This is a genomic window from Streptomyces sp. NPDC029526 (assembly GCF_040637405.1).
Taxonomy (GTDB): Bacteria; Actinomycetota; Actinomycetes; order Streptomycetales; family Streptomycetaceae; genus Streptomyces.
Genome location: NZ_JBEZWE010000003.1, coordinates 381,348 through 399,318 on the forward strand (window position 1 = coordinate 381,348; position 17,971 = coordinate 399,318).

A 17,971-nucleotide genomic window follows, 5' to 3' on the forward strand; every position below is an offset into this window, starting at 1 on the left:
GTGTGCCGGCCGGCCCCCGTCCGTCGGCTCCCGAAGGTCGAACCGCTGTGCCGCGGACCGGAGTTGCAGGTGCTCGAGGCAGCGTCCCCGGATCGCACCGAGGTGCATCGTACCCGCGGCGGGGCCCCGTCCGTAGAGTGCCGCCGGGCCGTCGGCGTGCGGAGCAGCGGTACGGGGAGAGGCCGAGCGGTGACGCAGGGTGATCACGAGGGGTGCTCGACGGCCGAAACGAGCCGGAGCGGGCAGAACGAAGCCCCCGATCACGGGGGAACAACCGGGGGCTTCGTGTCCGCGAGCGGCTCCGAAGGGCCGCACACGGAGAACGTAAGACCTGCACGGCCCGCAGGTCAAGCCGAGTCGGGGTCCCGTTGCGACGCGTCCGACGAGGCGTTTTCACGAGTTCACCACACTGCTGGCGACCCGTCACCGAGCGTGAACGGAAAGGGCGTTCACTCCGTCACGGCAGTACCCGCGAGCACCTCGTACCCCTCCTCGCGCTGCCGCACCAGCACGTCCGCGAACGGCCGCGACGGGTCCTCGGCGAAGTGGCGTCGCTCCGCCGGCACCCACCCGTCCCAGAACTCCCGTTGCTCCGCGCCGTCCCGGGCCCGGCCCCGCTTCCACGACTCCGGTGCCGGCAGGTCCATCCACGCCAGCAGCGCCAGGTGCGGGCGCAGCGCCCGGCGTCCGGCCCCGACGCCCTCCACGAGGATCACCGGAGCCGGCGGCAGGGGACGGGGCGGCCCGAAGCGGCGGGCGTGCCAGTCGTAGGGGCGGTAGCGCGCCGTGTCGCCCCGGCCGAGCGGTTCGACGACCTGGGCGAACAGTCGCCCGGTCCAGTCGAACAGCTCCTCGTGACGGGCGATGTCGTCGAGCCGCAGCACCGGGGCACCGCCGAGGGCCCCGGCCAGCCGGTCGGCGAACGTGGACTTCCCGGAGCCCGCGTGCCCGTCGACGCCGACGAGCCGGACCGGGCCGCAGGACGGCGGGAGATCGCGGATGCGGGAGGCGAGGGCCGGGACGCCGGGCTCCCGCGGCGGGGGAGAGGGTGCGGTGGACATGACGTCAGCACTGTAGGCGGTCAGGCGGTCCACGGGGCATCCATCGGCCGCTGACCGAGACGCGGCCGTGAACGGTGCGGCCCTTCCCTCCGCCCGGCCGGCCGCCAGTGGTCCGGTCCTCTGTCACCCGGCGCGGCACGGTCCCGGGTGCTGGCCGTACCGGCGCGGCTGCGTCCATAGTGGGCGCACAGCCTCACCCGCCGGTGGATCCACACGGTCCGACCGGCCGCGCACCGGACCTGAACCGACTCGGACCCCTGGGGGCCTTCACCCATGAGCAGAGCCGAACAGCCGTCCCGCAGGACCCTGTTGACGGCCGCCGTCGCCGTCGCCGTCGTCAGTGGCGCGAGCCCGGCGTCCGCCGCCCCCGGCCTACCCGGCGCCGTTCCCGCCGACGGCCGCCGCGCCCCGGGGCGTCACGTCGACAACCGCGCTTGGACCTCTGCCGCCGACTGGCGCGCCGGCACCGAGCGCGGCACCCGGGCGGTCGCGGGCCCCCGCCCCGGACTGGTGATCGCCCGCCCCGCCGGGACCACCGAGTACACCGACCCCCACACCGGCCGCACCGACGCCTGGGAGTACGCGACCTGGACCTCGCCCGTCCACCGGCTCGCCGTCCCCGCGACCGAGGCGATCGCCTCCTGGAACGCGCACACCCCGGAGGGCACCTGGCTGGGCATCGAACTGCGCGGCACCTACGACGACGGGACGCACACCCCCTGGTACGTGATGGGCCGCTGGGCGTCCGGCGACCAGGACATCCGGCGGACCTCGGTGGACGACCAGGGCGACGGCCGGAGCACCGTCTGGACCGACACCCTGGCCGTCGACGACCCGGCCTCCGGCCTGCGCCTGACCGCCCTCCGGCTGCGGCTCACCCTGTACCGCCGCCCCGGCACCCGGCTCAGCCCCACCGTGTGGCGGCTCGGCGCGATGGGCTCCGACGTCCCCGACCGCTTCACCGTCCCCGCCTCCACGCCCCGGGTGGCCCGGGAACTCGCCGTCCCGCGCTACTCCCAGGAGATCCACCGGGGCCGGTACCCGGAGTACGACAACGGGGGCGAGGCGTGGTGCAGCCCCACCTCCTCGCAGATGATCGTCGAGTACTGGGGCGGGCGGCTGACCGAGGAGGAACTCGCCTGGGTCGACCCGTCGTACGACGACCCGCAGGTGTGCCACGCGGCCCGCCACACCTACGACCACGCCTACGCCGGCTGCGGCAACTGGCCCTTCAACGCGGCCTACGCGGCCTCCTTCGAGGGCATCCGGGGCGTGGTCACCCGGCTCTCCTCCCTGACCGACCTGGAGACCCTGATCGCGGCGGGCATCCCGGCGATCACCTCCCAGTCCTTCCTGGAGGAGGAGCTGACCGGCGCCGGGTACGGCACCGCCGGCCACCTGATGACCGTCATCGGCTTCACCGCCGACGGCGACGTGATCGCCAACGACCCGGCCTCGCCGGACAACGAGGCGGTGCGGCGCGTCTACCGGCGGCGCGAGTGGGAGAACATCTGGCTGCGGACCAAGCGGTACAACGCCTCCGGCAAGGTCGTCTCCGGCACCGGCGGGATCTGCTACCTGTACTTCCCGGAACGCCCCGGAGCACGGCAGCGCAGGGCGCTGGCGGCGGTGGGCGTGCGCTGAGCCGGGGGTGCCGAGCTGAGCCGGGGCCGAGCCGAGCCGGGGGAGTGCCGAGCGGCGGGCCGTGCGCGTGACGGACCGCGCGCGGCCCCCGAGTACGGGCAGGGGCCCGAGGAGTGGCGGACCGGACGCGGCCCCCGGGCCGCAGGCCCGGAGCCGTGACGGACCGCACGGCCCGCGAGCCCGGGTCCGGGTCCGACCGGACCGGACCGGACCGGACCGGACCGGGCGCCCGATACCCCGTGACGCCGGTGCCAGTCACCGGTGTGACCAACGTCTCGGCCGCACCTGCCGTTTCCGGTGGCAAAGTGGACAACTCCGCACGGGGGATCCACCGCACCACCGAGACCAGCGAGATGCCATGACCGCCAGCGCAGCCACCGTCACCGCCACCCGCGTCCGTACCGGAGGTCCCCAGGAGGACGGCCCGAAGATCCTCGAGCACGTCATGGGATGGACCCTCGTCGTCGTCCTGGCGATGCTCGTCACCCGGCTCGGACTCCTCTGACCCGGTCACGGACCGACCTGCCATACTGCGGGGGTCCCGCCCCCCGCAGAAGACCAGGGTCACCTTGAGTGTCAGCAGGCAACCGGCCCCGCCGCCCCGAGTGCGCGGTACCGAGCGCTCCCTGACGCGCCGGGCCGAGCTCATCGCCATCGGGCGGCGCCTGTTCGCCGACACGTCCTACGACGCGCTGTCCATGGACGACATCGCGCGCCAGGCGAACGTCGCCAAGGGGCTGATCTACTACTACTTCCACTCCAAGCGGGGCTACTACCTGGCGATCATCGAGGACTCGGTCGCCGAGCTGGTGACCTTCGCGGCGAGCGGGACGGACCGGCCGCCGGTGGACCGGGTGCACCGCACCATCGACGGCTACCTGCGCTACGCCGAGCACAACCAGGCCGCCTACCGCACGATCGTCAGCGGCGGCGTCGGGTTCGACACCGAGGTGCAGGCCGTCCGCGACGGGGTGCGCGAGGCGATCGTGTCGACCATCGCCGAGGGCGCCTACGGGCCCGGCGACGTGATCGGCCCGGTGGCCCGGATGGGTCTGCTGTCCTGGGTGTGCAGCGTCGAGGGCGCCACCCTCGCCTGGATCGAACGGCCGGAACTTCCCCGCGACGTCATGACCGAGCTGCTGGTCAAGACGCTCGGCGGCGCCCTGCGGGCCATCGCGGAACTGGACCCCGCCCACCCCGCCCCGGAGCCCGCCCGCCGGGACCCGTGACCGCCCGCCGGGCCCCCTCATCCGCGCCTGGCGCGACGCCCCGGCGCCCCGGCCGCGACGCGGGGCCGGAGGCGGCGGCGCGGACGAGGGCGGCCCGGGGACGCGGACGGGGCGGAGGTCCCCCCGTGGAAACCCCCGCCCCGGTGTCCCGCGCGGACCGGCGCCGTGCGGTCAGCGAACGGCCCGGATGAGTTCGCCGTCGGCGGTGTCGCCGCTCAGCTCCCAGAAGAACGTGCCCGCCAGGCCCTCGCGGTCCTTGTAGGCCATCTTCTCCGCGACGGTCGCCGGGGTGTCGTAACTCCACCACTCGTCGCCGCACTTGGCGTAGGCGGTGCCGCCGACGGTGCCGGTGGCCGGGCACTTCTCCTTCAGGACCTTGTAGTCGTCGATACCGGGCTCGTAGGTGCCGGGGGCCGGTCCGGTGGCCGAACCGCCGGGCGCCGACTGCGTGACGCCGGTCCAACCGCGGCCGTAGAAGCCGATCCCGAGCAGCAGCTTGGACGGCGGGATGCCGAGGCCCTTGAGCTTGTCGATGGTGGCGGTGCTGTGGAAGCCGGCCTTCGGGATGCCGTCGTACGACGTCAGCGCCGAGTGCGGGGCGGTGGGACCGGTGGCGTCCCAGGCGCCGAAGAAGTCGTACGTCATCGGGTTGTACCAGTCGACGTACTGGGCGGCGCCCGCGTAGTCGGCCGCGTCGATCTTGCCGCCCGGCGTGGCGTCGGCCGGGATGGCCGCGGTGACCAGGCTGTCGGAGCCGAACCTGTCGCGCAGCGCCGCCATCAGGTCGCCGAACGCCTCCCGGCCGCTGGTGTCACAGGTGGCGCCGCAGGCGTTCGGGTACTCCCAGTCGATGTCGATGCCGTCGAACACGTCGGCCCAGCGGGGGTCCTCGACCAGGTCGTGGCAGGACCGGGCGAACGCCTCCGGATCCTTCGCCGCCTCGCCGAACCCGCCGGACCAGGTCCAGCCGCCGAAGGACCACAGGACCTTGAGTCCGGGGTGCTTCGCCTTGAGTTCGCGCAGCTGGTTGAAGGTGCCGCGCAGCGGCTGGTCCCAGGTGTCGGCGACCCCGTCGACGGACTCCTGGGCGGTGTACGCGCGTTCGGTGGCCGCGTAGGAGTCGCCCGGGGCGCACGCGCCGCCGGTCACGTTGCCGAAGGCGTAGTTGATGTGGGTGAGCTTCTCCGCGGAGCCCGAGGTGTCGATGTTCTTGACGAGATAGCCGCGGTCGTAGGTGCCCCATTCGGTGAAGTAGCCGATGACCTTCGAGCCGGCGGCGGCCTCCTGAGCCGAGGTCGCCGCGGTCGCGGCCGGGGTGCTCGCGCCGGCCAGCAGTCCGGCGCCGAGGACGGCGGCACAGGCGGCGGACAGGAGCGCCCGCAGGGTGCGGGGGCGGTGGGGGGATGGCATCCGGTGTCTCCTCGTGGGGGAGGGGAGCCCGGGTCTTTTGGCATGAACGCGGTGACCCGGTGGGATGCGAAACACTAGGAGGACTAGACCACCGTGGTCAATGGTGCGGACCAATCGGGGGTGTCGCGGGTTTCCCCGAGTAAGCGGTCGTTAACTGGTGACGCGCCGCCGCCGATCGGGCATACTCACAGCGCAAGCCGCTGATCAGCAGCTTCCGAGACCCGGAGTGCGAGCATCGGCAACGCACCGCAATGACCCGGCGGAGCCGCCCCCACCCAAGGCGCACGTCCGCCGATGTGCCCGACAGGGAGGAGAGCGTCGCCATGCCCGACCACGCCCCGCAGCCGGTGGACCGGCAACTGCCCACGGACGAGGCCCGGGACCTGCTCTCGCTCGTCCGGGACATCGCGCAGCGCGAGATCGCGCCCCGGGCGGCCGAGGAGGAGGACGCCGGTCACTTCCCGCGCGAGCTGTTCACCCTCCTGTCCGAGTCCGGCCTCCTCGGCCTCCCCTACGACTCCGAGTACGGGGGCGGCGACCAGCCGTACGAGGTCTACCTCCAGGTCCTGGAGGAGCTCGCCGCCGCCCGCCTCACCGTCGGCCTCGGCGTCAGCGTGCACACCCTGGCGTCCTACGCGCTCGCCGCCTACGGAACCAAGGAGCAGCGGGCCGAACACCTGCCCGCCATGCTCGGCGGCGGCCTGCTGGGCGGCTACTGCCTCTCCGAGCCCGCCTCCGGCTCCGACGCCGCCTCGCTGCGCACGAAGGCGGTGCGCGACGGCGACGACTGGGTGATCACCGGCACCAAGGCGTGGATCACCCACGGCGGCATCGCCGACTTCTACACGGTCATGGCCCGCACCGGCGAGGACGGCCCGCGCGGCATCTCCGCCTTCCTGGTGCCCGGCGACGACGAGGGGCTGAGCGGCGCGGCACCCGAGAAGAAGATGGGCATGAACGGTTCGCCCACCGCCCAGGTGCACCTCGACGGCGTCCGGGTCGGCGACGACCGGCGCATCGGCGAGGAGGGCCAGGGCTTCGCCATCGCCCTGTCCGCGCTGGACGGCGGGCGGCTCGGCATCGCGGCCTGCGCCGTCGGTCTGGCCCAGGCGGCGCTCGACGAGGCTCTGCGGTACGCGGCGGAGCGCCGGCAGTTCGGCCGGCCGATCGCGGACTTCCAGGGGCTGCGGTTCATGCTCGCCGACATGGCCACCCAGATCGAGGCCGGCCGCGCCCTCTACCTCGCGGCGGCCCGGCTGCGGGACGCGGGGCGTCCGTTCGCGAAGCAGGCGGCCATGGCGAAGCTGCACTGCACCGACACGGCGATGCGGGTCACCACCGACGCCGTGCAGATCCTCGGCGGCTACGGCTACACCGCGGACTTCCCGGCCGAGCGCTATCTGCGCGAGGCCAAGGTGTTGCAGATCGTCGAGGGCACCAACCAGATCCAGCGCATGGTCATCGCACGTCATCTCGCGGGCCCGGAGACCCGCTGAACTGCCCCAGTCCCCGGAAGGGCGCCGCCAGCCGGGCCCACTCGGGGTCGTGCTGCCCCGGCAGGGTACGGCCGCGGTCGGCCCAGGCGCGCAGCAGATCGCGGTAGATCGGCGGATCGGGCAGCCGCGGGGGTGCCGGGGCGGGCGGCGGGACGTAGAGGCGGCGTTGACGCCCGGTCGTCGAGTACGTGGGGGTCGTCATACCCGGGCAACGCGGGAGCGACCGGGCACGTCACCCCGGGACGGAATAGGCCGTTCGTTCGCCCCTGCCCGCCGCGTGGTGCGGCACCGGGCCTCGGCCGGGCGGCCGGGGGTCAAGTGCCGTCCCCGGCGGCGCCGTTGCGGTTGCTGTGAAGCGTCGGACGCCTCGCGGAGCACCCCGGTGCGGTGCTCCGGCGTGCGTCACCTTCACGCGTACGGGTGAGGGCGGGGACGCGGGTCGTCGCCCGCCGCCGGAACCGCCGTCAGGCGGCGCTGCGGCGCATGGCGGGGACCCGGATCGGGCGCGAGCCCGGCCCGCCGACGTGCGAGAACGGCTGCGTGCGCCAGTCGAGCCCCTGCGGCAGCGTCAGCAACAGGGCGGTGTCCTGCTCCTGCGGCGTCACCGACGCGTCCGCGGGGTGCGCGTCGGAGGCCCGGCGCCCGGTCCCGGCGCAGACCGTGAGCCCGAACGGGTTCCACGGCGAGGCGCACAGCGCGTGCTCCGGCAGCACCTCCTCGTCCGCCAGCAGCGCGATGGGCTGCGCGCAGTCCGGGCAGACCACCCGGTACATCTCGAAGGTGTCGTAGGTGTCCGACTCGTCGTCCAGGGCGTCGGGTTCGACGCCCTCCGGGTGCAGCTCCACGACCGGCTGCTGCCGCTTGGACGCGGTACGGCGCTTCACACTCTGCATGCGTTCTCCCCCTCGGGCTGGGCCGTGACGGCACTGCGGCCTCGACCACAGCAAGCACTTCCCGTCCCCCTTGGGGAGTAATCACGAGAACATCACGGAGAGCGTTCGAACAGTGTGGTGTTCGTCACATGCCGGTCGCAGGTGCCCCCTGCGCGGGTCTTTGTCCCCCGCTGCCCACCGCACCGCCCGCCCGGCGCGGGCCGCACCGGACATGACCTGGCCGCTCAGGTACCCGGAGAGATCACGCGCCCTGTAGGTTCTCCGCCATGGAGGAGCTGGACCGACAGATCGTGCAGCTGCTCGTCAAGGACGGGCGGATGAGCTACACCGACCTGGGCAGGGCCACGGGCCTGTCCACCTCGGCCGTGCACCAGCGGGTGCGGCGGCTGGAACAGCGTGGCGTGCTCCGCGGATACGCGGCGGTCGTCGACCCGGAGGCCGTCGGTCTGCCCATCACCGCCTTCATCTCGGTCAAACCCTTCGACCCCAGCGCCCCCGACGACATCGCGGACCGGCTCTCCGAGGTCCCCGAGATCGAGGCGTGCCACAGCGTCGCGGGCGACGAGAACTACATCCTCAAGGTGCGCGTGGCCACACCGCACGAACTGGAGGAGCTGCTCGCCCGGGTGCGCACCCTGGCCGGCGTCTCGACCCGCACGACGGTCGTCCTCTCCACCCCCTACGAGGCCCGTCCGCCCCGCATCTGACGCCGCCGCCGGGCCCGCCGCCGTCCGGCCGCGGGCCGGATGGGCCCTGGCTGCGGGGCCGTCCGTCCGAGGGGCGAGACTGGGGGCATGAGCGAACGCACCGTCCCGAGCCGTACCGTCCTGCTCCGCCGCGGAGAGGTCCACAGCCCCGCCGACCCGTTCGCCACCGCGATGGTCGTCGAGCGCGGCCAGGTGGCGTGGGTCGGCTCCGAGGGCGCCGCCGACGCCTTCGCCGACGGGGTGGACGAGGTGGTCGACCTCGACGGGGCGCTGGTCACCCCCGCCTTCACCGACGCGCACGTCCACACCACCGCCACCGGCCTCGCGCTCACCGGCCTCGACCTCTCCGACGCCCCCTCCCTGGAGGCCGCGCTGACGCGCGTGCGGGACTTCGCCGCGGCCCGCCCCCACGACCGGGTGCTGCTCGGCCACGGCTGGGACGCCGCCCGCTGGCCCGGCGGCCGGCCGCCGACCCGGGCCGAACTCGACGCCGCCACCGGCGGACGCCCCCTCTACCTGAGCCGGATCGACGTGCACTCGGCGGTCGTCACCACCGCGCTGCTCGACCTCGTCCCCGGCCCGGTCGGCCGCCGGGACGCCCCGCTCACCGGCGACGACCACCACGCGGTGCGCGCCACCGCGCTCGGTGCCGTCACCCCCGCGCAGCGCACCGAGGCCCAGCGCGCCGCGCTCGCCCACGCCGCCTCGCTCGGCATCGGCACGGTCCACGAGTGCGGCGGCCCGGAGATCTCCTCCGAGGACGACTTCACCGGCCTGCTGCGGCTCGCCGCCGAGGAGGACGTGCCGCGCGTCGTCGGGTACTGGGCCGAGCGGGACGTCGCCAAGGCACGGGAGCTGGGCGCCCTGGGAGCTGCCGGGGACCTGTTCGCCGACGGCGCCCTCGGCTCGCACACCGCCTGCCTGCACGAGCCCTACGCCGACGCCGCCCACACCGGCACCGCCCACCTGGACGCCGCGGCGGTCGCCGCCCACGTCGTCGACTGCACCGAGGCGGGGCTCCAAGCCGGCTTCCACGCCATCGGCGACGCCGCGATCGGCGCCGTCACCGAGGGGATGCGGGCCGCCGCCGACAAGCTGGGCCTCGCCCGGATCCGGGCCGCCCGGCACCGCGTCGAGCACGCCGAGATGCTCACCCCCGACACCGTCGCCGCGTTCGCCGAGCTGGGGCTCACCGCGTCCGTCCAGCCCGCCTTCGACGCCCTGTGGGGCGGCGAGGACGGCATGTACGCCCGGCGTCTGGGCGCGGAGCGGGCCCGCACCCTCAACCCCTACGCGGCCCTGCTGCGCGCCGGGGTGCCCCTCGCCTTCGGCTCCGACAGCCCGGTCACGCCGCTCGACCCGTGGGGGACGGTCCGGGCCGCCGCCTTCCACCGCACCCCGGAGCACCGGGTCTCGGTGCGGGCCGCGTTCACCGCCCACACCCGGGGCGGCTGGCGGGCCGTCGGGCGGGACGACGCGGGCGTCCTGGTGCCCGGCGCGCCCGCGGACTACGCGGTGTGGCGCACCGGCGAGCTGATCGTCCAGGCCCCGGACGACCGGGTGGCGCGCTGGTCCACCGATCCCCGCTCCGGCACCCCGGGCCTGCCCGACCTCACGCCGGGCCGTGACCTGCCGGTGTGTCTGCGCACGGTGGTCGGCGGGCGCACCGTGCACGTACGGCCGGGCGAGTGATCCGCGCGGCCGGAGCGGTGACGATCATGCCCCCCGGCACGGTCGCCCGACCTGCGCGTCCTCCCCGCTGACCAGGGGCTTCGTGGAAGAGGCCCAGGTCGGACGGCTGTTGACAGGCAGCCGTCGGTGACCGGTAGGTTCGGCCGGGTCCACCACCGGACGCCCGACCGGGGAACTTCCGGCCACTCGTGGCGGCGCCGCTGGGTCAGGGACGGTGTGCTGCACCGGAACACCGTCGCTGGGAGCCAGGCACAGCGCCCGCGCAGCCCGAGGGAACGTTCCGGCTGTCGGGGAGGTGCGACCCGGGTGGGGCCGGGCGCTCAGTAGACAACGGCTCAGGTCGACCCGCAGCCGGCGGGTCCCGGGCCGGCCCGAAGAGCGCCGGGCCCCCATCCGCCGCACCCCGCCACCTGCCCCCGGGGCCGTCTCCGGCCCGCCCCGCCTCCACCGCGCACCGGTCGGCCGCACCGCCCCGCCCGCGAGCGGAGCGTTGACGAAGGCCGGCCGACTCTCCTGCCCGATCATCCGAAAGTGACACCGCATTGCGCACGACCTGTCACGTCGGCGCAGGCCGCGGCCATTATGGTGGGACCCTGCGCACAGGAGATGAAGGGGCAGCAGTGAACGACGGCGACGGGATCCTCGCGGCAGGAGCCCAGGCGAGGACCTTCGGCCCGCTCGGCACGGCCTTGGTGATCATCCCGACCTACAACGAGGCGGAGAACATCAAGGCGATCGTGCGCCGGGTGCGCGCGGCCGTTCCCGAGGCGCACGTCCTGGTGGCCGACGACAACAGCCCCGACGGAACCGGCAAGCTGGCCGACGAACTGGCGGCCGAGGACGACCTGGTCCAGGTCCTGCACCGGACCGGCAAGGAAGGTCTGGGCGCGGCCTACCTCGCGGGCTTCCGCTGGGGCATGGAGCACGGCTACGGCGTCCTGATCGAGATGGACGCCGACGGCTCCCACCAGCCCGAGGAGCTGCCCCGCCTGCTCACCGCCCTCAAGGGGGCCGACCTCGTACTCGGCTCGCGCTGGGTGCCCGGCGGCCGGGTGGTCAACTGGCCCAGGTCCCGCGAGATCATCTCCCGCGGGGGGAGCCTGTACTCCCGCGTCGCGCTCGACCTCCCCCTGCGGGACATCACCGGAGGTTTCCGGGCCTTCCGCACCGAGACCCTCAAGGGCCTCGGCCTCGACGAGGTCGCCTCCCAGGGCTACTGCTTCCAGGTCGACCTGGCGCGCCGCGCGGTGAAGGCGGGTTACCACGTGGTCGAGGTGCCCATCACCTTCGTGGAGCGGGAACTGGGCGACTCCAAGATGAGCCGCGACATCCTCGTCGAGGCGCTGTGGCGGGTGACCGCCTGGGGCGTCGGCGAGCGGGTCGGCAAGGTCCTCGGGCGCACGGACGGCAGGGCCGGGGATCCCCGGCCCGGGGGCGGACCGGCCGGGGACGGCAGGGCCACGGCCGACGCAGTGGCGGGCAGCCCACGGGCGGACGACGGACCGGCGACCAGCGCTTCGGCGGCCGATGGAGAAGCGGGCGACGGACCGGCCGCCGACGGGACCGTGGCCGGCGGAGGCGAGGGCGACGGGGCCGTCGCGAGCGGTCGGGACTCCGGGGCCTAGGCGGCGAACCGGTCCCTGCGACCACGGATGTCCGGCCCGACGCGGACGTTCGGCCAGAGGGGGCGTCCGGCGGGACGCGGCGCCGCAGGACACCTGATCAGCCCCTTATCCCGCACTGAGCCGGGCCCAGGCACACTGGAAGCATGACGACAGGCGCTCCGACCCCGCATCCCGCCCGGCCCCGGCGCTCCCGGCTCCGCACCGTGCTGCCGCTGGCCGTCGCCGCATGGCTCGTGCTGGAGATCTGGCTGCTGACCCTGCTCGCCGACGCGACGAACGGCCTGGTGGTGCTGCTGGTGCTGGTGGCCGGTCTGCTTCTCGGCTCGATGGTCGTCAAGCGAGCGGGCCGACGGGCCCTGAAGAACCTCACCGAGACCCTGCAACAGCAGCAGAGCGGCGCCGTCTCCGAGCCCCGGCCGAACAGCGAGGGCAACGGCCTGATGATGCTGGGCGGCCTGCTGCTGATCCTGCCCGGCCTGGCCTCGGACGTGCTGGGCCTGCTCCTGCTCGTTCCCCCGGTCCAGAAGGCCGTCGGCCGGGCCGCCGAGCGCACCGTCGAACGCAAGCTGCGCGAGGCCGCGCAGGGCTCCCTGGGCGGCGCCTTCCGGCAGGCGCGCATCCACCGGCCCGACGGCAAGGTGGTGCAGGGCGAGGTGATCCGGGACGAGCCCGGGTCCGACACCGGAGGGTTCCCGCAGGAACCGCGGCCTCCGCTCACCCGCTGACGGGCTGTGGCCGTCGGCGGTCGACCGGCGGGGGACCGGCGCGGGACCGGCCACCCGGCCGGGCTCGGCCGGAACGACCTCCGGCATGGGTGCCCGGAGAGACGGTCCACCCTACAGAGACGGACGGTCCACGCCGCGCCGACGGACCCGGCGCGATCACCCACACCACCGACCCGGCGCGATCACACACACCGACCGGCCGGCTCCCCGAGTCCGGGCCCCGAGGGGCGGGGTACGCCGGGCCCGCCGTGCGGCTGTCCCGCACACCCGATCGCATCTGCCCGAACGCACACAGGACCGCGGGCGCGCCACCCGGAGGTGGTTCGCCCGCGGTCCTGTACTCACGTACTCACATGCGGGGTGCTGCGGATCGTCCGAACCGCGCTGGGATCAGGCCGACTTCCGGCTGTCCCGCGGATGAACCGCGATGTTCATCGCACCGGAACGCAGAACGGCCAGACGCTCCTCGAGGACCTCTTCGAGTTCCTCTCGGGTCCGCCGCTCCATCAGCATGTCCCAGTGCGTACGCGCGGGCTTGGCCTTCTTCTCCTCGGGGCCGTCGCCGTCCACCAGGAGTGCCTGCGCACCGCAGACCTTGCACTCCCACTCCGGCGGGATCTCCGCCTCGACCGAGAAGGGCATCTCGAAGCGGTGCCCCTTCTCGCATGCGTACTCCACGGCCTGGCGCGGGGCCAGGTCGATGCCGCGGTCCGTCTCGTAGCTGGTCACCACGAGGCGCGTGCCGCGAAGAGCTCGCTCACTCATGAATCGTGCCTCCCGGGCTGGTCGCCCACAGGACAGGTGTCGCTGTCGTCGTCATCCGGTCAACGTCCGGGCGGCGGTAAAGATTCCCCGTTCCGAGATCCGATCCGGGTCATGCGTCGCCGTCGTAGCCGCAGCCTTTGTCACCCAGTGCAGTACCCCCCGACGTCCGCTTTGTCACCTCTATTGCTAGATGTGACCCAGCGTTTCGGTATCTTTGACGCGCAGTAACGGTACGCCTGGCAGGCCAAACGCGTACACTACCGCCCTTTCGTGCCCGGCGCTAAATCCGCTCGGGAACCGGGTTCCCCGCGTCGGCGATGGCCCGCCGCACCGGGACCCGTGCGAGCAGCACGAACCCCAGGACGAAGAAGCCCACCAGCGAGATGATCGCGTCACGGTAACTGCCGGTCAGCTGGTAGGTGAGGCCGAACAGCAGCGGGCCGAGCCAGCTCATCCCGCGGTCGCTCAGCTCGTACGCGGCGAAGTACTCCGCCTCCTTGCCGGGCGGGACCATGTGGGAGAACAGCGACCGGGACAGGGCCTGACTGCCGCCCAGCACCAGCCCGATGCCCGCGGCCAGCACGAAGAACCACACCGGCGCGTTCGCGGGCAGGAAGTACCCGGCCGCCAGGGTGAGCGTCCAGGCGACCAGGGAGCCGAGGACGGTGCGCTTGGCGCCGTAGACGCGGGCCAGCCGGCCCAGCGCGAGGGCGCCCGCCACCGCCAGCACCTGGACCAATAGAACCGCCGTGATCAGCGTCGACTGCCCGAGCCCCAGCTCCCTGGAGCCGTAGAGGGACGCCTGGGTGATCACCGTCTGGATGCCGTCGTTGTAGACCAGGTAGGCCAGCAGGAAGGCGAGCGTCAGCGGATGACGGCGCATGTCGCGCAGCGTCGCCGCGAGCTGCCGGAACCCCGACCGGGCGCCGCCCGCCGCCGGTGCCGGGGCCCGCCGGTCACGCAACCGGCGCAACGGCACCAGCGTGAACGCGCCCCACCACAGCCCGGCCGACGCCAGGCAGATGCGGACCGCCATGCCCTCCGACAGCCCGAAGGTGTCGTGCGCGGAGTAGAGCACCAGGTTGGCGACCAGTACCAGGGCCCCCGCCGCGTACCCGAAGGCCCAGCCCCGCGAGGACACGGCGTCGCGCTCCTCGGGCGTGGCGATCTGCGGCAGGTAGGAGTTGTAGAGCATCATCGCCACGGACTGCGCCGCGTTCGCGACGACGAGCAGCAGCCCGCCCAGCAGGTACCGCTCGCCGCCGAGGAAGAACATCCCGGCGGTGGCCGCCGCGCCCGTGTACGCGGCGGCGGCCAACAGCGGCTTCTTCCGGCCCGTCCGGTCGGCCGCGGCACCCGTCAGCGGCATCAGCACGACCGCCAGGATCACCGACAGGGACACCGCGTAGGCGAAGAAGGAGCCGGCGCGCACCGGGATCCCCAGCGGGTGCACGAACCCGTCGGCGTCCGCCGCGGCCTCGGCGACCGACGTCAGGTACGGACCCAGGAACACCGTGACCACGCTGGTGGAGTAGACCGAGCAGGCCCAGTCGTAGACGTACCAGCCGTGCTGCTCACGCCGCCGGCCGGCCGCGTCGTCCGGTGCCGGTGATCGCACGGTGTCGGTGCCCACCCGCGCCCCTCGCTTCCCCGTGATCGCGCCAGGGCCGGGGGAGGGGACTCAGACCCAGAGGCCGCGGTCCTCCAGAACCTCGCGCAGTGTGTCGATGTGATCGGTCATGATGCCATCCACTCCCAGGTCCAGGAGCCGGTGCATCCGTTCCGGTTCGTTGACCGTCCAGACGTGCACCTGGAGCCCGAGGGCGTGGGCGGTCCGCACGAAGCGGCGGTCCACCACCGGGACGCCCGACTGGGCCTCGGGCACCTGGGCCGCCACCGCCGACCGGCGGACCGCCGCGGGCAGCCCCCAGGAGCGCAGCCGCAGGCCCAGCACCCCCCGGGTGCCGTACGACGTGGCCAGGCGCGGCCCGGCCAGCCGCTGCGCCCGCACCACCCGGGCCTCGGAAAAGGAGCCGAGACAGACCCGGTCCCAGGCGTTCGCGCGCTCGACCAGTTCCAGGAAGGGCAGCAGCGCGGGCTCGGCCTTGACGTCGACGTTCCACCGCGCCTCGGGGAACGTCTGGAGCAGTTCCTCGAACAGCGGCACCGGCTCGGCGCCCCCGACCCGGGCCTGCGCCACGTCCCGCCAGGGCAGGTCGGCGATCCGCCCGGCCCCGTCCGTCACCCGGTCCAGCGTGGCGTCGTGGAAGGCGACCAGCCGCCCGTCACGGGTGGCGTGGACGTCGGTCTCCAGGTACCGGTAGCCCGCCCCGACGGCGGCCCGGAACTGCCGGACGGTGTTCTCCAGCCCGTCGGCCGCTCCGCCCCGATGGGCGAAGGCGAGCGGGCCGGGATGGTCGAGGTAGGGGTGGCGTATCGGCGCGGTCACCGTCGCAGTATCGCGCGCCCCGGCCGGCCGCCGGCAACGGCCCGGCTCCCGGCCGGCGACACGGGGACGTCGAACAGCCGAAGGAACAGCTGCGCGAGCGGGCCGATGGCCAGCGCGTACAGCAAGGTGCCGACGCCCACGGTGCCGCCGAGGACGAAGCCGGTGGCGACCACGGTGATCTCCAGCGCCGTGCGCACCACCCGGATCGACACCCCGGTGCGCTGGTGCAGCCCGGTCATCAGGCCGTCCCGCGGGCCGGGCCCGAAACGGGCGGCGATGTACAGCCCCGTCGCCGCCCCGTTCAGCACGATCCCCGCCACCATCAGCGGCACCCGCACGGCCAGGGCGTGCGCGTCCGGCACCAGCGCCAGCGTGGCGTCCATCGCGATGCCGATCACCAGCACGTTGGAGACGGTGCCCAGCCCCGGTCGCTGGCGCAGCGGGATCCACAGCAGCAGCACGATCGCGCCGACGATGATCAGCACCACCCCGATCGACAGCCCGGTCCGCCCGGCGAGGCCCTGGTGCAGCACGTTCCACGGTTCCATGCCCAGCCCGGAGCGGACGAGCAGCGCGGAGCTGGCGCCGTACAGGGCGAGGCCCGCGTACAGCTGGAACAGCCGCCGCGCGAGCTGTCCGGTGTGGGACGGGTGGCTGGACAAGGATGCCCCCTGTGGTGGAAGTGGACCGACGCATGCCACCCTGTGGCGTGGATGGATACATCATCCATGGCCAATCGGCGGAAGGTGGACTGATTTCCATGGCTCAGTGGACGTCGGCGGTGGGAGCCGCACAACTGTCCCGGCTGCTCCAGTCCCAGCAGGACCGCCCGGCGGGCCCCGGCACCCGGCGTCCGCCGGCCTACCGCGCCCTGGCCGACGGCATCCGGCTGCTCGTCCTGGAGGGCCGCGTCCCGGTGGCCGCCCGGCTTCCCGCCGAGCGGGAGCTGGCCCTGTCCCTGTCCGTCAGCCGCACGACCGTGGCCGCCGCCTACGAGGCGCTGCGCGGCGAGGGCTTCCTCGAGTCCCGGCGCGGCGCCGGCAGCTGGACCTCGGTCCCGGCCGGCAACCCGGTGCCGGCCCGCGGGCTCGAACCACTGCCGCCCGAGGCCCTCGGCGCCATGATCGACCTCGGCTGCGCCGCGCTGCCCGCGCCCGAACCCTGGCTGACCCGCGCCGTCCAGGGTGCCCTGGAGGAACTCCCGCCGTACGCGCACACCCACGGCGACTACCCCGCCGGGCTGCCCGCGCTCCGCTCGATGATCGCCGACCGCTACACCGCCCGGGGCATCCCCACCATGCCCGAGCAGATCATGGTCACCACCGGTGCCATGGGAGCCATCGACGCCATCTGCCACCTCTTCGGCGGCCGCGGCGAGCGCATCGCCGTCGAGTCCCCCTCCTACGCCAACATCCTCCAGCTGATGCGGGAGGCCGGCGCCCGGCTCGTGCCCGTGGCCATGGCGCAGGGCCTGGACGGCTGGGACATGGACCGCTGGCGCCAGGTGCTGCGGGAGGCGGCACCCCGGATCGCCTACGTCGTCGCCGACTTCCACAACCCGACCGGGGCGCTCGCCGACGAGGACCAGCGGCGCCGCCTGGTGGACGCGGCCCGGTCGGCGGGCACGGTGGTGGTCGCCGACGAGACCATGAGCGAGCTGTGGCTGGACGCCGACGTCGACATGCCGCGCCCGGTCTGCGCCTTCGACCCGGCCGGGTCCACGGTGGTCACGGTCGGTTCCGCCAGCAAGGCCTTCTGGGCGGGCATGCGGATCGGCTGGGTGCGGGCGGCCCCCGACGTGATCCGCAGCCTGGTCGCGGCCCGGGCCTACGCCGACATGGGGACGCCCGTGCTGGAGCAGCTGGCGGTGAACTGGCTGTTCGGCACCGGCGGCTGGGAACAGGCCGTGGAGCTGCGCCGGGCCCAGGCCCGCGACAACCGCGACGCCCTGGTGGCGGCGGTGCGGCGGGAGCTGCCCGACTGGGAATTCGAGGTGCCGGACGGCGGTCTCACGCTGTGGGTGCGCACCGCCGGCCTCTCCGGCTCGCGGATCGCCGAGGCGGGGGAGCGGGTGGGTGTCCGGGTGCCGTCCGGGCCGCGCTTCGGGGTCGACGGCGCCTTCGAGGGATACGTGCGCCTGCCGTTCACGGTGGGCGGCGCGGTGGCCGAGGAGGCCGCGGCCCGGCTCGCCGCGGCGGCCCGGCTCGTGGAGAGCGGCGGTACCACCGGCGCGGAGGCGCCCCGCTCGTTCGTCGCGTAGCGAACGGGCCCGGCG

17 protein-coding genes are annotated in these 17,971 nt (G+C 74.1%); 9 read left to right on the forward strand and 8 right to left on the reverse strand.

What is annotated here, in order from left to right:
- Window positions 1-449: 449 nt before the first annotated feature.
- Complete coding sequence (locus AB0F01_RS12615; RefSeq protein WP_362093432.1) at window positions 450-1,061, reverse strand: hypothetical protein; 612 nt, start codon at window positions 1,059-1,061, stop codon at window positions 450-452.
- A gap of 273 nt (window positions 1,062-1,334) precedes the next feature.
- Between AB0F01_RS12615 and AB0F01_RS12620 the strand changes: the two genes are divergently transcribed.
- From AB0F01_RS12620 to AB0F01_RS12630, 3 genes are all read left to right on the forward strand, one after another.
- The gene (locus AB0F01_RS12620) at window positions 1,335-2,705 is read left to right on the forward strand and encodes a peptidase C39 family protein (protein ID WP_362093435.1); all 1,371 of its coding nucleotides are present in this window, start codon (window positions 1,335-1,337) and stop codon (window positions 2,703-2,705) included.
- A gap of 358 nt (window positions 2,706-3,063) precedes the next feature.
- Window positions 3,064-3,210, forward strand: a complete 147-nt coding sequence (locus AB0F01_RS12625; protein WP_362093438.1) for an SCO1431 family membrane protein — start codon at window positions 3,064-3,066, stop codon at window positions 3,208-3,210.
- Between the two features lie 64 nt (window positions 3,211-3,274).
- Window positions 3,275-3,934, forward strand: a complete 660-nt coding sequence (locus tag AB0F01_RS12630; protein ID WP_362093443.1) for a TetR/AcrR family transcriptional regulator — start codon at window positions 3,275-3,277, stop codon at window positions 3,932-3,934.
- A gap of 171 nt (window positions 3,935-4,105) precedes the next feature.
- Here AB0F01_RS12630 and AB0F01_RS12635 read toward each other — a convergent pair whose 3' ends face one another.
- Window positions 4,106-5,344 (reverse strand): glycoside hydrolase family 18 protein, encoded by a 1,239-nt coding sequence (locus AB0F01_RS12635; protein ID WP_362093446.1) that lies wholly within the window; start codon window positions 5,342-5,344, stop codon window positions 4,106-4,108.
- A 323-nt stretch (window positions 5,345-5,667) separates the two neighbouring features.
- On the opposite strand from AB0F01_RS12635, the gene AB0F01_RS12640 reads away from it, so the two are divergent.
- A complete protein-coding gene (locus tag AB0F01_RS12640; protein ID WP_362093447.1) occupies window positions 5,668-6,840 on the forward strand; it encodes an acyl-CoA dehydrogenase family protein in 1,173 nt (390 codons plus the stop codon).
- On the opposite strand, the gene AB0F01_RS12645 is transcribed toward AB0F01_RS12640, so the two are convergent.
- Both AB0F01_RS12645 and AB0F01_RS12650 read right to left on the reverse strand, forming a co-directional pair.
- Window positions 6,803-7,042 (reverse strand): hypothetical protein, encoded by a 240-nt coding sequence (locus tag AB0F01_RS12645; protein ID WP_362093448.1) that lies wholly within the window; start codon window positions 7,040-7,042, stop codon window positions 6,803-6,805. The two genes, AB0F01_RS12640 and AB0F01_RS12645, sit on opposite strands and share 38 nt — an antisense overlap.
- Before the next feature lie 262 nt (window positions 7,043-7,304).
- Window positions 7,305-7,733 carry a hypothetical protein gene (locus tag AB0F01_RS12650; protein WP_362093451.1) on the reverse strand — a complete coding sequence of 143 codons (429 nt, stop codon included), beginning with the start codon at window positions 7,731-7,733 and terminating at the stop codon, window positions 7,305-7,307.
- A 266-nt stretch (window positions 7,734-7,999) separates the two neighbouring features.
- On the opposite strand from AB0F01_RS12650, the gene AB0F01_RS12655 reads away from it, so the two are divergent.
- The 4 genes from AB0F01_RS12655 to fxsA all read left to right on the forward strand — a co-directional run bounded on the left by AB0F01_RS12655 (window position 8,000) and on the right by fxsA (window position 12,482).
- Window positions 8,000-8,440 carry an Lrp/AsnC family transcriptional regulator gene (locus AB0F01_RS12655; protein ID WP_362093453.1) on the forward strand — a complete coding sequence of 147 codons (441 nt, stop codon included), beginning with the start codon at window positions 8,000-8,002 and terminating at the stop codon, window positions 8,438-8,440.
- Window positions 8,441-8,527: 87 nt separating this feature from the next.
- Complete coding sequence (locus AB0F01_RS12660; protein ID WP_362093455.1) at window positions 8,528-10,132, forward strand: amidohydrolase; 1,605 nt, start codon at window positions 8,528-8,530, stop codon at window positions 10,130-10,132.
- A gap of 620 nt (window positions 10,133-10,752) precedes the next feature.
- Window positions 10,753-11,757 (forward strand): polyprenol monophosphomannose synthase, encoded by a 1,005-nt coding sequence (locus tag AB0F01_RS12665; RefSeq protein ID WP_362093458.1) that lies wholly within the window; start codon window positions 10,753-10,755, stop codon window positions 11,755-11,757.
- A 143-nt stretch (window positions 11,758-11,900) separates the two neighbouring features.
- On the forward strand, window positions 11,901-12,482 hold the full coding sequence (gene fxsA / locus AB0F01_RS12670) for an FxsA family membrane protein (RefSeq protein ID WP_362093460.1): 582 nt from the start codon (window positions 11,901-11,903) through the stop codon (window positions 12,480-12,482).
- Between the two features lie 390 nt (window positions 12,483-12,872).
- Here fxsA and AB0F01_RS12675 read toward each other — a convergent pair whose 3' ends face one another.
- From AB0F01_RS12675 to AB0F01_RS12690, 4 genes are all read right to left on the reverse strand, one after another.
- Window positions 12,873-13,247 (reverse strand): RNA polymerase-binding protein RbpA, encoded by a 375-nt coding sequence (locus tag AB0F01_RS12675; protein ID WP_003977404.1) that lies wholly within the window; start codon window positions 13,245-13,247, stop codon window positions 12,873-12,875.
- A 280-nt stretch (window positions 13,248-13,527) separates the two neighbouring features.
- Entirely contained in the window at window positions 13,528-14,880 is a 1,353-nt protein-coding gene (locus AB0F01_RS12680) for an MFS transporter (protein ID WP_362093462.1), read from the reverse strand.
- Between the two features lie 48 nt (window positions 14,881-14,928).
- A complete protein-coding gene (locus AB0F01_RS12685; RefSeq protein ID WP_362093464.1) occupies window positions 14,929-15,696 on the reverse strand; it encodes a glycerophosphodiester phosphodiesterase in 768 nt (255 codons plus the stop codon).
- Window positions 15,693-16,358, reverse strand: a complete 666-nt coding sequence (locus AB0F01_RS12690; protein WP_362093467.1) for a hypothetical protein — start codon at window positions 16,356-16,358, stop codon at window positions 15,693-15,695. The genes AB0F01_RS12685 and AB0F01_RS12690 overlap by 4 nt, the downstream gene beginning before the upstream one ends.
- Window positions 16,359-16,456: 98 nt before the next feature.
- Here AB0F01_RS12690 and AB0F01_RS12695 point away from each other — a divergent pair, with 98 nt between their 5' ends.
- Window positions 16,457-17,956 (forward strand): PLP-dependent aminotransferase family protein, encoded by a 1,500-nt coding sequence (locus tag AB0F01_RS12695; RefSeq protein WP_362093470.1) that lies wholly within the window; start codon window positions 16,457-16,459, stop codon window positions 17,954-17,956.
- Window positions 17,957-17,971: the final 15 nt, after the last annotated feature.

Excerpts from the sequence above, each read along its gene's own strand:
- AB0F01_RS12615 (WP_362093432.1), bottom strand. The coding sequence starts at position 1,061 with ATGTCCACCGCACCCTCTCCCCCGCCGCGGGAGCCCGGCGTCCCGGCC.
- AB0F01_RS12620 (WP_362093435.1), top strand. The coding sequence starts at position 1,335 with ATGAGCAGAGCCGAACAGCCGTCCCGCAGGACCCTGTTGACGGCCGCC.
- AB0F01_RS12625 (WP_362093438.1), top strand. The coding sequence starts at position 3,064 with ATGACCGCCAGCGCAGCCACCGTCACCGCCACCCGCGTCCGTACCGGA.
- AB0F01_RS12635 (WP_362093446.1), bottom strand. The coding sequence starts at position 5,344 with ATGCCATCCCCCCACCGCCCCCGCACCCTGCGGGCGCTCCTGTCCGCC.
- AB0F01_RS12640 (WP_362093447.1), top strand. The coding sequence starts at position 5,668 with ATGCCCGACCACGCCCCGCAGCCGGTGGACCGGCAACTGCCCACGGAC.
- AB0F01_RS12645 (WP_362093448.1), bottom strand. The coding sequence starts at position 7,042 with ATGACGACCCCCACGTACTCGACGACCGGGCGTCAACGCCGCCTCTAC.
- AB0F01_RS12650 (WP_362093451.1), bottom strand. The coding sequence starts at position 7,733 with ATGCAGAGTGTGAAGCGCCGTACCGCGTCCAAGCGGCAGCAGCCGGTC.
- AB0F01_RS12655 (WP_362093453.1), top strand. The coding sequence starts at position 8,000 with ATGGAGGAGCTGGACCGACAGATCGTGCAGCTGCTCGTCAAGGACGGG.
- AB0F01_RS12660 (WP_362093455.1), top strand. The coding sequence starts at position 8,528 with ATGAGCGAACGCACCGTCCCGAGCCGTACCGTCCTGCTCCGCCGCGGA.
- fxsA (WP_362093460.1), top strand. The coding sequence starts at position 11,901 with ATGACGACAGGCGCTCCGACCCCGCATCCCGCCCGGCCCCGGCGCTCC.
- AB0F01_RS12675 (WP_003977404.1), bottom strand. The coding sequence starts at position 13,247 with ATGAGTGAGCGAGCTCTTCGCGGCACGCGCCTCGTGGTGACCAGCTAC.
- AB0F01_RS12695 (WP_362093470.1), top strand. The coding sequence starts at position 16,457 with ATGGCTCAGTGGACGTCGGCGGTGGGAGCCGCACAACTGTCCCGGCTG.